The organism is Rhodococcus sp. UNC23MFCrub1.1, from assembly GCF_000686025.1.
Lineage (GTDB): Bacteria > Actinomycetota > Actinomycetes > Mycobacteriales > Mycobacteriaceae > Rhodococcoides.
The window spans coordinates 597169-610941 of record NZ_JMLQ01000003.1 but is presented as its reverse complement, the minus strand read 5'-3'; the positions used below and the strand labels follow the sequence as shown (position 1 = coordinate 610941).

Sequence of the window (13773 nt, the reverse complement as noted above, 5' to 3'; positions counted from 1 at the left end):
GGATCGACTGATCGTCGCGATGGACGGCCCGTCCGGTACCGGCAAGTCGTCCGTCTCCCGCCTGTTGGCGACCCGGCTCGGTGCGTCCTACCTCGACACCGGTGCGATGTACCGCGCGGCGACGGCATGGGTGCTGACGAACGACGTCGATCCCGGAGACGCCGACGCCGTCGCTGCGCTCACCGAGTCCATCGACCTCTCCATCGGCACCGATCCCACGGGGGAGCGGGTCGAGGTGTCGGGCGAGGACGTCACCGGTCCGATCCGCGGGTCCGCCGTGACGGCGGCCGTCTCCGCGGTGTCCGCCGTGCCCGCTGTGCGCGAGAAACTCGTTGCGCTGCAACGAGAGATCGCCGACACTGCCGGTCGCATCGTCGTGGAGGGTCGCGACATCGGCACCGTCGTCCTCACCGACGCTCACATCAAGATCTATCTGACCGCGTCCGCGGAGACGCGCGCCACGCGTCGTAACGACCAGAACATCGCCGAGGGCCGCGGGGACGACTACGACGCCGTGCTCGCCGACGTCCAGCGTCGGGACCACGCGGACTCCACACGTGCCACGTCCCCGCTGCGACCCGCGGACGATGCGGTCACCGTGGACACCAGCGACCTCGACAAGGACGCGGTGATCGACGAACTGATGCGTCTGGTCACCGAGCGTCTGGACATCGGGCGTCCGACTCATGCCCCGGAAGGAGCACGCTCATGAGCGACAACACATTCGACACGCTCGACGCGACCGAGGTCTACGCCTCGGACGGCATCTGGTCCGAGGAGTCGGACTGGGAGGACATCGACTTCGAGGGTGACGGCGAGGCCGAGGCCGAGGTCGCCGTTCCCACCCTCGCCGTCGTCGGTCGGCCCAACGTGGGCAAGTCCACGCTCGTCAACCGCATCATCGGCCGCCGCGAGGCCGTCGTGGAGGACGTTCCCGGCGTCACCCGCGACCGTGTCTCGTACGAGGCCAACTGGTCCGGACGTCGATTCATGGTGCAGGACACCGGCGGTTGGGAGCCCGACGCCAAAGGGATGCAGCAGTCGATCGCCCGGCAGGCCGAGATGGCGATGCAGACGGCGGACGCCATCCTGCTCGTCGTCGACGCCGTCGTCGGTGCGACGGCGACGGACGAGGCCGTGGCACGAGTCCTGCGTCGGTCGAAGACGCCGGTCATCCTGGTGGCCAACAAGGTCGACGACGAGCGCACGGAATCCGAAGCGGCACTGCTGTGGTCGCTGGGTCTCGGTGAGCCCCGTCCGGTCAGTGCGACGCACGGCCGCGGTACGGGCGATCTGCTCGACGACGTCCTGGCAGTCCTGCCCGAGACGCCCCGCGAGGGAACCGGTGTCGCCGGCCCTCGTCGTGTCGCCCTGGTCGGCAAGCCGAACGTGGGCAAGTCCAGCCTGCTGAACAAGCTCACCGGCGACGAGCGATCGGTCGTGCACGACATCGCCGGCACCACCGTCGACCCGGTGGACTCACTGGTGGAACTGGGCGGCAAGGTGTGGCGTTTCGTCGACACCGCGGGGTTGCGCAAGCGCGTCAGCCACGCCAGCGGCGCCGAGTTCTACGCCTCGCTCCGCACCAAGGGCGCCATCGACGCGGCCGAGGTCGCGATCCTGCTGCTCGACGCGTCCGAGGTCATCTCCGAGCAGGACCTGCGGGTGCTCTCGATGGTCGCCGACGCGGGCCGCGCACTGGTCATCGCGTTCAACAAGTGGGACCTCGTCGACGACGACCGTCGTGGCCAGCTCGAGAAGGAGATCGACCGGGACCTGATGCGCGTGCCGTGGGCGCAGCGCGTCAACGTCTCGGCCAAGACCGGTCGTGCGGTGCAGAAGCTCGTGCCCGCTCTGGAGACGTCGCTCGCGTCGTGGGACAAGCGCATCTCGACCGGTCAGCTGAACTCCTGGCTCAAGGAGGTCGTGGCCGCGACGCCGCCGCCGATGCGTGGTGGTCGACTGCCGCGCGTCATGTTCGCCACGCAGGCGAGCACGCGCCCGCCGACGTTCGTGCTGTTCACCACCGGTTTCCTCGAGGCCGGGTACCGCCGGTTCCTCGAGCGCCGACTGCGTGAGGAGTTCAACTTCGACGGCAGTCCGGTGCGGATCTCGGTGCGTATCCGGGAGAAGCGGGACCGCAAGAAGAAGTAGGCGACTGCCCCGGTGGTGCTGCTGAGGCGATTGGCGTCCAGCGTCGTCACTGGGGTAGTGTTTGCTCGTTCCCTTCGGGGCACACACGATCCCTTTCGAGGGATCGCGGGCTGTGGCGCAGCTTGGTAGCGCACCTGACTGGGGGTCAGGTGGTCGCAGGTTCAAATCCTGTCAGCCCGACACAGAAATGGCTCCGGACGGTTGTCCGGGGCCATTTTCCATGTTCGCGTCCAGTGCGGTGCGCGCGGAGGCCGCGCCCGTGGTCGTCGACTTCCTCGGCAGCTGAGAGAGCCTGCCGTGGGAGAATGACGGGAGTACATCACCCGTCAGGAGTGCGCGAAGGAGGGCAGCGGCGGTGTCTTCCTCCCCGGCGATGAGCCGTCGAGAACGGAACAAGCAGGACAAGCTCGACCGCATCACCACGGCGGCACGCGACCTCTTCGCCGAGTACGGCGTGAGTGAGGTGACCACACAACAGGTCGCCGACCGCGCCGACGTGGGAACCGGAACGGTCTTCCTGTACGCGAAGAACAAGGGTGAACTGCTTCTTCTGGTGCAGAACTCGGACTATGCGAGCGCGCTCGAGCGGGGCATCGCCGCGGCCGCCCACGTCGTGGATCCGGTCGAGGCCGTCATGGCCGTCCTCAGGCCGGTCGTCGAGTGCAACCGCAAGCAGATCGAGAACGGCCGGACCTATCAGCGAGAGGTCGTGTTCGGTGACGACACGGAACCTCATCGTCGTGAAGCGTTGTCACTCGCCGCGCGGACCGAGGCGGTCGTCGCGGAGATCCTCGGCCGCGACGACGACGACGCGACGCACCACCCGGACCGGCAGGTGCAGGCCCACATCGTCTCCGCCATCCTGTTTCTCAGCATGGCTCTGACGGCGAACGCGACCAAGAGCGTCGCGGACGTGGCGGCAGAGATCGAGATGCAGATCGGCGTCCTGCTCGGCCGTTGAGGCCACTCACGGCGTGTCGAACATGAAGAAACCTTCATCGTCGTCTCATGGGACGGTCATGGACCCCCGGCATAGTTGCTGTCATGCGCTCCTCCCGCCCACTCGCCGCGGCCGCCGTCCTGGTGGCCATCGCGTGCGTTCTCGTCGCCGGGGTCCTGGTGACGCGATCACCGGCGCCACGCCTCGACCCCTCGCCCGTCGTGGTGAGTGTGGAGCCGGAGCCGACGCCCGAGGTGATCGCTCCCACACCTGATGTCCCGCCTGCCTCGCCCGCGCCGGCCGTGCAGGCACCGCCGATCGTCGACTTCTCCGACGACGACGCGGACGACGCGGACGACGGCGATGACGGCGCCGACGACGTCGACGACGTCGACGGCGGTGACGACGATGAGTGACGCCGCCGGTGTCTCGGCTCGCCGCGGATCGGCTCTTCCGGCACGGTGGAAGATCACCGCCTGGATCATGTTGACGACCCTTCTTCTGTTGGTGGTCGTGCTGGTGACCGCCCGCAATCTGTTGTTGCGCGACGTCGACGTGCGCGCCAACGGGGACGTCGCGCAGGAAGCCGAGGAGTTCCGGACCTTCGCGTCCGAGGGGGTCGATCCCACGACGACGCAGCCGTTCGTCTCGGTGGAGCGGCTTCTCGAGGTGTACCTCGCCCGGCAGTCGGCCGGCACGGGTGAAGTGATGTTCGGCGTCGTGGGCGACTCGGTACTGACTCAGCCCGGCGTCGATGTGCCGACCGTGCTCGCACCGGGGTCACCGATCCTGACGACGGTCGTGCAGTCGGCCGAACCCGCCGGAGTGCTGGACACCGACAACGGCGAGATGCGGTGGGGGCACGTCGTCATCGACGACGCGACCGGCCGCGCCGGCACGTTCGTCGTCACGGCGTTCACCGGTGCGAACCGTGATCTCGTCGATCGGACCATGCGAACCATGGCAGTGGTCGGCGCCGTCGGACTGCTGCTGACGACTGGAATCGCGTATCTCGTCGCCGGTCGCATTCTCGCTCCCGTCCGCACGGTGCGCACGGTCGCGGCCGAGATCGGGGAGACGGATCTGACCGCGCGCGTCCCGGTCCACGGGCGCGACGACATCTCCGATCTCGCCGAGACGTTCAATGCGATGCTCGACCGGCTGGAGCAGGCGTACGTCACCCAGCGACAGTTCGTGGACGATGCCGGACACGAACTGCGCACGCCGATCACGATCGTCCGGGGGCATCTCGAGCTCATGTCGGAGGACCCGGAGGACCGGCGGCGTACGTTGGCGCTCGTCGACAGCGAGCTCGCCCGCATGGGGCGGATCGTCAGCGATCTGCTCATGTTGGCCAAGGCCGAGCAGCCCGATTTCGTCGTGCCCGCCCCCGTCGATGCGGCGCAACTCGTCCTCGATATCGAGTCGAAGGTGCAGACGCTCGGCGATCGGCAGTGGTTGCTGATGCAGGTCGCGGAGGGCTCGTGTGTTCTGGACGCCCAGCGCGTCACGCAGGCCATGGTCCAGCTCGCGGCCAACGCCGTCGGACACACCGAGGACGGGAGCCGCATCCGGCTCGGATCGACCTTCCACGACGACGGGGACGCTCGACGGTTGTCGCTGTGGATCGCCGACGACGGGCCCGGCGTCCGCCCCGAGGACGCGCCCGTCATCTTCGACCGTTTCCAACGCGGATCGCCCGCCGACCGGACGTCACCGGCAGCGCGGTCGGGAGCCGGCCTCGGACTCGCCATCGTCCGTGCCATCGCCGACGCCCACGGCGGCTCCGCCTGGGTGCGCAGTGTGCACGGCGAGGGGGCGACGTTCGGCCTCGACCTCCCGGCTCCGGGCCACAGCCCGCGGTCCGAGACCGGCCCGGCGCCCACGACAGACGATGCACTCACGAAGGAGATCCGATGAGCCGAATCCTGATCGCGGAGGACGACATCCACATCGCCTCCTTCGTCGGCAAGGGTCTGCGGGCCGCCGGGTACACCACCGAGCACGTCGCCGACGGCGAGACCGCGCTCATGATGGCGCGTGGCGGTGGCTTCGACATGGTGGTGCTCGACATCGGCCTGCCGGCGATGGACGGGTTCACGGTGCTCCGACAGTTGCGCGGCGAGGGTGTGTCGACACCCGTGGTGGTCCTGACCGCTCGGGACAGCGTGCGCGACACCGTTGCCGGGCTCGAGGGCGGCGCCAACGACTACATGACCAAGCCCTTCCAGTTCGCCGAGCTCCTCGCACGGGTACGCCTGCGGTTGCAGGACGACATCGCAGGTTCGGCGGACAACTCGCTGACCTCGGGGGACCTTCGTCTCGATCTGCGGTCACGCCGTGTGCACGTGGGGGAGTCGGTCGTCGATCTGACGGCGCGCGAGTTCGCTCTGCTCGAGACGTTCCTGCGCCACCCCGACCAGGTGCTGTCCCGTGAGCAGATCCTCGGGCAGGTGTGGGGATACGACTTCGATCCGGCCTCGAACGTGGTCGACGTCTACGTGCGTGCGTTGCGCGCGAAGATCGGCGCCGAGCGCGTGGAGACCGTGCGCGGGATGGGATACCGCGTCCGATGACCGTCACCGAGTTCGCGACGACGCCGCCCGGGCGGCGTACTCCCACCAGTCCTGTCCCGACCCGGACGCCGCGGCGAGTTCCGACGCCGTCGCCGCGGACCCTCGTCAGTGCCGTCATTCTCGCGGTGCTCGCCGTCGGTGTCGTCCTTGCAGGAGTGGCCGGCGATCTGACCGCACACGGGACCATCACGGTGCTGGTCTTCCTCGTCGCGGTGTGGATGTGGATCTTCTCGCCCCTCGACGACACCCACGTCGCTCTGGGCGCCGCTCTGACGTTGGTGATCCTGGGTCCCGTGTCCACCGAGACCTTCACGCGCACACTGGGTGACACCGTGATCTGGCTGTTGGTCGGGTCGTTCGTCATCGCCGCGGCGGTGACGGCCAGCGGCCTGTCCGCTCGGGTTGCGGCACGCGTGCTGTCGGCTGCCCGGTCACCGCGGCAGCTCGTCCATCTGGTCACCCTCGTGCTGCTCCTGACGACCTTCGCGATCCCGTCGACGTCGGGCCGGGCTGCGCTGGCGCTGCCGGTGTTCCTCGCTCTGGCGACCGTTCTGCGTGAACGGCCCCGAGTGGTGCTGACGCTGTCCCTGGTCTTCCCCGCGGTGATCCTCTGCTCCGCGGTCGGGTCGCTGCTGGGGGCCGGCGCGCACCTCATCACCAGCGAGATCGTGCGCACGACGACCGGATCGGGCATCGGGTTCCTGCAGTGGGCGATTCTCGGACTGCCGCTCGCGATCGTGTGGTCGCATCTCGCGGCGGAGATCGCGCTGTCCCTGTTCACCGATCGAGCGGAGCGACGCCGACCGCTCTCGGTGACACGCGACGCGTTCGTCGGGTCCACCGGGCCATTCACCGTCCCGCAGAAGCGTGTCCTGCTCGTTCTGGTCGCCGTCGTGACCCTGTGGTGCACCGAGCCGGTGCACGGTGTCGAACCGGCCATCGTCGCGATGATCGGCGCACTGCTCGCGTCGGCACCGTTCGTCGGGGCCACCACGCTGCCGGCCGCCGTTCGCACCATCCCGTGGAGCCTGCTGCTCTTCATGGCCGGAACACTGTGTCTCGGAATGGCGCTGACCACGACGGGTGCCGCCGAGTGGTTCGCCGACCTGGTCTTCGGGCCCATCAGCGCGCTCGGGTCGTCCGCGGCGACCGTGTTCGTGGTCGTACTGGTGCTGGTGTCGCTGCTGTCCCACCTCGTGGTCCAGTCACGGTCCGCCCGCTCCGCGGTGCTCGTCCCCGTCGTCGTCGCCACTGCGCCGGTGCTCGGCATCGATCCTGCCGCCGCGGCGTTCGCTTCCACCGCTGCCGCCGGCTTCTGCCTCACCCTCACCAGTTCGGCCAAACCGGTGGCGATGTTCGCCGCGAGCGACTCCGTCCCGGGGTTCTCGGCAGGCCACCTTCTCCGCCTGTCCGCCGCCGTCGCCCCGGTGTCCGTCGCTCTCGTTCTCGTCTGCTCGGTATGGCTGTGGCCTGCCCTCGGTCTTCCGCTGTACCTGCCCTGACTGCTCCCACCCCTATCTCAGGAGAACCATGTCCACACGAGTTCCCCAGCGCATCCTCGTCGCCCCCAGCGGCTTCAAGGAGAGCCTCTGCGCCGAGTCCGTCGCGTCCGCCATCGCATCGGGGGTGCGGCGCGCACTACCCGGAGTTCGGGTCGACACCGCGCCCATCGCCGACGGCGGTGAGGGAACGGCACGCACACTGGCGGCCGCGACGCGCGGCACCCTCCACGAGACGACGGTCGTCGGACCGGTGGGGGAGCCGGTGCCCTCGCACTGGGCCCGACTCGGTGGCTCCGAGCGCTCCGTCGCCGTGGTGGAGATGGCGGCTGCGGCGGGGCTCTCCCTCGTACCGCACGATCGGCGCGATCCCGGCGCGACCACCACCTACGGTGTCGGCCAGCTCATGGCCGCGGCGCTCGACGCGGGCGCGGACACGATCCTGGTGGGTTGCGGCGATTCCGGCACCTGCGACGGGGGAGCCGGGGCACTGCAGGCGCTCGGCGCCAGGATCCTCGACGTGCAGGGCCATGAGATCGGCCGCGGCGGTCGAGAACTGATCCGGGCGCACCACCTCGATCTGACGGCGCTGCATCCCCGTCTCGCCGAGGTCGACGTCGTGCTCGCGTGCAATCCGCACAACGTACTGTGCGGACCCAGCGGTGTCGCCCGCGTGTTCGGACCTCAGAAGGGGGCGTCCCCGGATCAGGTGGACGAACTCTCCGCCGCCCTGGACAACTGGGCGCGCGTCCTCGAGCGGGACGGTGTGGCCGCCGGCGATGTGGCGACCGGAGCGGGCACGGGAGCGTCGGGCGGACTGGGTGCAGGACTCGCGGCCGGGGTCGGGGCGCAGTTGCGGTCCCGATTCGATGCGTTGCTGGACTCGGGCCTGTCGGGAATCGACCTCGACCGCCGAATCCGCAAGGCGGACCTCGTCATCACTGCCGAAGGGTCCATCGACTTCCAGACCCCGCGTGGCAAGGTCCCGGCGGAGGTGGCGCGGCGCTGCCAGCAGTTCGGCGTGCCGGTGATCGCGTTGGCGGGATCACTCGGTCGCGGAGCGCCGGCGGTGCACGACGTGGGCATCGCCGCCATTGCGTCCATCATCACGGTGCCGATGCCGTTGTCCGAGGCGGTCGCGAACGGCGAGCGGTTGCTCACCGACGCCGCCGAACGGACCATGCGCATGATCCTGCTCGGTGGTGCGGTCTCCGCTCGATCCGGCAATCGGAGTCGTAAGAAGTCGGCGTGAGGCCGGTCGATGTCGGTGTCAGCGAATGCCGAGGATGGCGTCCAGCAGCGACGGAACACTCGGCGCGGTCACGATCGTCGGGGTCGCCAGACCGAACGCCCCCAGCGCGGTGAGTACGTCGTCGCTCTGGGTCGCCGGGCCGCCGTAGGTGTTGGCCGCGACCGTGAAGTCGTCGCCGATGGAGGCCGAGGCGACGACGCTGGACCCGTCGTCCGCCCAGCCCCACTTCGTTCCGGTGGCGGCGGCGAGCCGACCGGTGCCCCAGTCCTGGACCGTGCCGTCGGCCGCGACCGGTAGCGCCGTGGTCATCCACGTGAGGACGGGGCTGCCGGGATCGGTGCGCTTCTTGGTGTCGAGGAAGCGCACGGTGTCGGCCGTGCTGGTGTAGGAGTCGCCCCAGAAGCTGCCTCGCGAGGTCGCGGTCAGTCCGTACTCGCGCGCCGCGGCGTCGATGGCGCCGGGGTACTTGCTGTCGAGCAGCGAGGCGGCCCAGTCGTCGCTCACCTGGATCATGCGAGCGGCGAGGTCGCGGTCCTCCGCGGACGAATCACCCTGTCGGAGCACGTGATCCGCCAGGTAGAGCTTGACCGTGGAGAGTCCCGGCCGTGCCTCGTTCTCGTTGGCAGTGCCGACGTGGACGCCCGTGGAGAGCGAGGTGTACGACAGGGAGGTCCGCTCCGGGACGCCGGAGAAGTCGCCCGGTGCGGGCGCGGCGCTCGCGGGGGCCGCGAGGGCGGTGACCAGTGCGACGCCCACTGCGGCGGTCGCGAACCAGGTGGCCGGTCGTCTGTGTCGAACGTTCATCGTGCTGCCCCTCCGGCGGTCGTGCCGCCGACGAACGACGAACACCGTCGAATCTATTGCCTCCGCTACCGGAACGGTGGACGACGCCGCGGTGGCGTGGTGGGGATCACATACCCGCGCGGCCCGGTGATCACGCTGTCCCGGAGTGAACAGCCGCTGAGAAATTGCTGTGACTCGTCGGCATGTTCACCGATCCGTCACCGCAGTGTCGGATCGATGGGCAATACTCGCGTCGTGACACGCACACCCTTCCCCGCAGCCTCCCGGTCGACGACGCCCGGCGCAGCACCCCTGTCCACCGATCCGACGGATCCGTCGGAGACCGACCTCGCGATGGTCGCCTTCCTGCGGCGGTGGTACGTCTACGGCGGCGGCCGCGCCGAGGACATCCTGGTGGAGTTCGGACTCACGCCCCACGAGTTCTTCGGTCGTGCGAAGGTGTTGCTGGAGAACGGCGTTCGGGTCACCGACCGCGCGCTGGTCGAGCCCATGCTCGCCGTCTGCCGGAAGCGGCTCTGGCTCGGTCAGTGACGACCGGCCTCACACCGACCGTGAAGTGACGTTCTCTCGCTCCGACGACCGCCGTGTGCGTGTCGAGGGACACGCACACGGCGCACGCGTCTGTCAGCGCAGGTGATGGACCTCCTGCAGCCCGTACACGGGGGTGTCCAGGCCTTCGTACCGAGCCTTCAGCTGTAGGCCGAGGTAGAGCGAGTAGTGCCGCGACTGGTGCAGGTTGCCGCCGTGGAACCACAGGTTGTCCTGCTGCGTCGGCTTCCACATGTTGCGCTGCTCGCCCTCCCACGGGCCGGGGTCCTTGGTGGTGTCGGAACCGAGACCCCAGCACTTGCCCACCTTGTCGGCCGTCTCCTGGTCCACCAGGTCGGCCACCCAGCCGTTCATCGATCCGTAGCCCGTCGCGTACACGACGAGATCGGCCTCGAGTTCCGTCCCGTCGGACAGCACCACCGAGTTCTCCGTCAGGTGGTCGACCTGGCCGCCGACGAGGTGGATGCTGCCGTCCGCCACCAGCTCCGAGGCGCCGACATCGATGTAGTAGCCGGAGCCGCGCCGCAGGTACTTCATGAAGAGTCCGGAGCCGTCGTCTCCGAAGTCGTGCTGGAAGCCGGCCTTCTCGAGGCGGTCGTAGAAGTCCCTGTCCTTCTCGGCGATCTGCTGGTACACCGGGATCTGGAACTCGTGCATGATGCGGTACGGCAGTGAGGCGAAGGTGAGATCCGCTTTCTGCGTGGTCATTCCGGATTCGACGGCGCGCTCGGAGTACAGGTCGCCCAGCGCGATCTCGCACAGCGAGTCGGACTTGACGATGTGAGTGGACGATCGCTGGAGCATCGTGACGTCGGCGCCCGTCTCGAACAGCGCCTTGCAGATGTCGTGCGCCGAGTTGTTCGAGCCCACCACCACGACCTTCTTGCCGACGTAGGCGTCCGGACCGGGATGCTGACTCGAGTGATGCTGCTCGCCCCGGAAGACGTCCATTCCCGGGAAGTCGGGGATGGAGGCCTTGCCGGACATGCCCGTCGCCATCACCAGCTGCTTCGGTCGCAGCGTCACCTCCTCGCCGTCACGATCGACCACCACGGTCCATTCCCCGGCCGCCTCGTCGAAGGTCGCCGACAGGGCCGTCGTCTTCGACCAGTACGGCACCTCCATGACCTTCGTGTACATCTCGAGCCAGTCGCCGATCTTGTCCTTCGGGGCGAACACCGGCCAGTTGTCCGGGAACGGCAGGTAGGGGAGGTGGTCGTACCAGACCGGATCGTGGAGGCACAGCGACTTGTAGCGTCCTCGCCACTGATCACCGGGGCGCTCGCCGCGATCGACGACGATGGCCGGGACGCCCATCTGACGCAGGCGAGCGCCCAGAGCGATGCCACCCTGACCGCCGCCGACGACGAGGGCGTAGGGCTGGATGCCGTATCCCAGTTCCTTCTCCTCCGCCTCGCGTCGCTCGGCCCAGGTCTTCGTCTCCTTGTTCGAGCCGTGCACAGCCCCCATCGGTCGCGCGTGCCCGCGCGGTTCCTCGTACCCCTTCAGTTCCTGCATCGTCGTCAGCAAGGTCCAGGCGAGCGACTCGCCGGACTCCGCGTCGGTGCGTAGCCGCAGATGTCCCTTGCCGCGTGCCGTCGCGGTCTCGAACTCGATCCATGCGGAGGTGACACCGTCGGCCTCGTCGGGTGTCTCGGTCGTGCGGAAACCCTGCGGACCGACGTCGGCGAGCCGTGCCGTCAGCATGTCCGCGATACCGTCGCGTCCCTCGACGGTCTTCAGGTTCCAGGTGAACGTCACCAGGTCGCGCCAGAAGCTGTCGACGGCGAACATCGCGACGACTCGATCGATGTCCCGCGCAGCGAGCCCCGCTTCGAAATCGGCCAACCATGCATTTACTCGCTCCTGCGGAGTGGTCTGCGTGGGTGGCTCGAGGGTCTGGGTCATGACAACTCCGTCTTCGTCGTTCCGTGGTCGTGCTCGTGTGATGCACAGCACACGCCGTGGACGCGGTCCGAGGAAGAGTTGCAGCGGGTTGCAGTCGCAAGTGCAACCGACTGCAACCCTGTCGTGCTGTGCCGCGTGTCACATAGAACGGTGATCACGGCCGTCGCTGGGACGGCGGGTGAGGAGTCGAACGATGCGCGCAGCGGTGTACCACGGGCCCGGCAAGGTCGAGATCGCCGATGTCCCGGAGCCCGACCCGGGACCGGACCAGGTGAAGATCGCCGTCGGCGCGAACGGCATCTGCGGTACCGACCTGCACGAGTACTACGCCGGTCCCATCTTCGTTCCCACCGAGCCCCACGCCCTGACCGGTCAGCAGATGCCGCTGATTCTCGGCCACGAGTTCTCGGGCACCATCACCGAGATCGGCGCGGGAGTGACGGGATGGTCGATCGGTGACCGTGTCGCCATCGAACCGCTGTACCGCTGCGGGCACTGTGGTCCGTGTCGAGCCGGCAACTACAACGTGTGCCAGTCGATCGGCTTCCACGGACTGATGTCCGACGGCGGTATGGCCGAGTACACGGTGGTGCCGACCGAAATGCTGCACGCGCTGCCGGACTCCGTGTCCCTCGATCTGGGTGCGCTGGTGGAGCCGATGTCGGTGGCCTACCACGCGGCGACTCTGGGTGAGGTGCGCGAAGGCGACACCGCGATGGTGTTCGGGGCGGGACCGATCGGCATCGGACTCTGGTTCGCGCTGCGCGGCAAGGGGCTCGACGACATCCTCGTGGTGGAGCCGTCCGCGACCCGGCGGGCAGCGATCGAGGCGCACGGTGCACGCACTCTCGACCCCACGTCCGTCGACGTCCCCGCTTTGGTGGCCGACGAGACCGACGGGCGCGGCGCCGACGCCGTGTACGACGCGGCCGGTGTCGCGCCGGCGGTGGCGACCGCGCTGGCGTGCGTCGGGTCCCGCAAGCCGATGGTCAGCGTGGCGATCTACGAGAAGCCGCTCACCACACCGCTTCTCGATCTGGTGATGAAGGAGGCCCGCATCCAGGGGTCGCTCTGCTACACCTCCGCCGACTACGACGCCGTCATCGCTCTGATGGCCGACGGCGTGTACGACCCCACCGGGTGGGTGTCGCGCATCGGGATGGACGCGGTGATCGACGACGGCTTCGAGGCACTGCATGCCGGCACGAAGATGAAGGTTCTCGTCGATCCGTCGCTCTGACCTCCGTCCCGGACATCCACCATCACATGAAGGAGACACGCATGAGCATCGACGGACAGGTCGCACTCGTCACCGGCGCAGGACAGGGAATCGGGAGGGGAATCGCCCTCCGACTCGCGCGGGACGGCGCGGACATCGCCCTCGTCGACGTGCACCCCGACGGCATCGGCAAGGTCGCCGACGAGGTGCGGGAGCTCGGTCGCGCAGCCACGACGATCGTCGCCGACGTCAGCGATCGCCGCCAGGTGTTCGACGCCGTGAACCGGGCCGCCGCCGAGTTGGGAGGTCTCGACATCATGGTCAACAATGCCGGGATCGCACTCGTCGGCCCGCTGTCCGAGGCCACGCCGGAGGAGGTCGGCCGCATCCTGTCGATCAACGTCGAAGGTGTGCTGTGGGGTATCCAGGCGGCCGCCGCGACGTTCATCGAACTCGGTCGGCCCGGCCGCATCATCAACGCGTCGTCCATCGCAGGGCACGACGGGTTCGAGATGCTCGGTGTGTACAGCGCCACCAAGTTCGCCGTGCGCGGTCTCACGCAGGCCGCCGCCAAGGAGTACGCGTCCGCCGGGATCACCGTGAACGCCTACTGCCCGGGTGTGGTCGGCACGGACATGTGGGTCACCATCGACAAGCGGTTCGCCGAACTGACCGGCGCGGAGGAGGGCGCGACCTACGAGAAGTTCGTGGGCGGTATCGCGTTGGGCCGAGCCGAGACTCCCGACGACGTCGCGGGATACGTGTCCTACCTCGCCGGGCCCGACGCGGCGTACATGACCGGTCAGGCCGGTCTCATCGACGGCGGACTCGTCTACCGATGACCGATCGGGACAGACCCGGGCATGACGCGC

Annotated in this window: 13 protein-coding genes and 1 tRNA gene; 12 read left to right on the top strand and 2 right to left on the bottom strand. The window is 68.6% G+C overall.

Translation table 11 applies throughout. From position 1 onward, the window contains the following. The first annotated feature begins 19 nt into the window (after positions 1-19). From cmk to BR07_RS0110715, 9 genes are all read left to right on the top strand, one after another. Entirely contained in the window at positions 20-712 is a 693-nt protein-coding gene (gene cmk, locus BR07_RS0110755; protein ID WP_037185658.1) for a (d)CMP kinase, read from the top strand. Next, complete coding sequence (gene der, locus BR07_RS0110750; RefSeq protein WP_027505456.1) at positions 709-2154, top strand: ribosome biogenesis GTPase Der; 1446 nt, start codon at positions 709-711, stop codon at positions 2152-2154. Before cmk ends, der begins: the two co-directional genes overlap by 4 nt. Before the next feature lie 106 nt (positions 2155-2260). Continuing rightward, positions 2261-2334, top strand: a tRNA-Pro gene (locus BR07_RS0110745). A gap of 175 nt (positions 2335-2509) precedes the next feature. Continuing rightward, entirely contained in the window at positions 2510-3115 is a 606-nt protein-coding gene (locus BR07_RS0110740; protein ID WP_027505455.1) for a TetR/AcrR family transcriptional regulator, read from the top strand. A gap of 83 nt (positions 3116-3198) precedes the next feature. Further along, a complete protein-coding gene (locus BR07_RS0110735; protein ID WP_027505454.1) occupies positions 3199-3510 on the top strand; it encodes a hypothetical protein in 312 nt (103 codons plus the stop codon). Further along, positions 3503-5014 (top strand): sensor histidine kinase, encoded by a 1512-nt coding sequence (locus BR07_RS0110730; RefSeq protein WP_027505453.1) that lies wholly within the window; start codon positions 3503-3505, stop codon positions 5012-5014. Before BR07_RS0110735 ends, BR07_RS0110730 begins: the two co-directional genes overlap by 8 nt. Further along, on the top strand, positions 5011-5670 hold the full coding sequence (locus BR07_RS0110725; RefSeq protein WP_027505452.1) for a response regulator transcription factor: 660 nt from the start codon (positions 5011-5013) through the stop codon (positions 5668-5670). Before BR07_RS0110730 ends, BR07_RS0110725 begins: the two co-directional genes overlap by 4 nt. Next, a complete protein-coding gene (locus BR07_RS0110720; RefSeq protein WP_027505451.1) occupies positions 5667-7172 on the top strand; it encodes an SLC13 family permease in 1506 nt (501 codons plus the stop codon). The genes BR07_RS0110725 and BR07_RS0110720 overlap by 4 nt, the downstream gene beginning before the upstream one ends. Positions 7173-7200: 28 nt before the next feature. Next, positions 7201-8421 (top strand): glycerate kinase family protein, encoded by a 1221-nt coding sequence (locus BR07_RS0110715; protein ID WP_027505450.1) that lies wholly within the window; start codon positions 7201-7203, stop codon positions 8419-8421. An 18-nt stretch (positions 8422-8439) separates the two neighbouring features. Here the strand turns inward: BR07_RS0110715 and BR07_RS24160 are convergent, their stop codons facing one another. After that, complete coding sequence (locus BR07_RS24160) at positions 8440-9225, bottom strand: hypothetical protein (RefSeq protein ID WP_051613242.1); 786 nt, start codon at positions 9223-9225, stop codon at positions 8440-8442. Positions 9226-9459: 234 nt separating this feature from the next. On the opposite strand from BR07_RS24160, the gene BR07_RS0110705 reads away from it, so the two are divergent. Beyond that, positions 9460-9756: a hypothetical protein gene (locus BR07_RS0110705; RefSeq protein ID WP_155956990.1), complete on the top strand. Its 297-nt coding sequence runs from the start codon at positions 9460-9462 to the stop codon at positions 9754-9756. A 93-nt stretch (positions 9757-9849) separates the two neighbouring features. Here BR07_RS0110705 and BR07_RS0110700 read toward each other — a convergent pair whose 3' ends face one another. Then, entirely contained in the window at positions 9850-11682 is a 1833-nt protein-coding gene (locus tag BR07_RS0110700) for an NAD(P)/FAD-dependent oxidoreductase (protein WP_027505448.1), read from the bottom strand. A 193-nt stretch (positions 11683-11875) separates the two neighbouring features. On the opposite strand from BR07_RS0110700, the gene BR07_RS0110695 reads away from it, so the two are divergent. Next, a complete protein-coding gene (locus BR07_RS0110695; protein WP_027505447.1) occupies positions 11876-12922 on the top strand; it encodes a 2,3-butanediol dehydrogenase in 1047 nt (348 codons plus the stop codon). Positions 12923-12963: 41 nt separating this feature from the next. After that, positions 12964-13743: an acetoin reductase gene (locus BR07_RS0110690; protein ID WP_027505446.1), complete on the top strand. Its 780-nt coding sequence runs from the start codon at positions 12964-12966 to the stop codon at positions 13741-13743. The last annotated feature ends 30 nt before the right edge of the window (positions 13744-13773 follow it).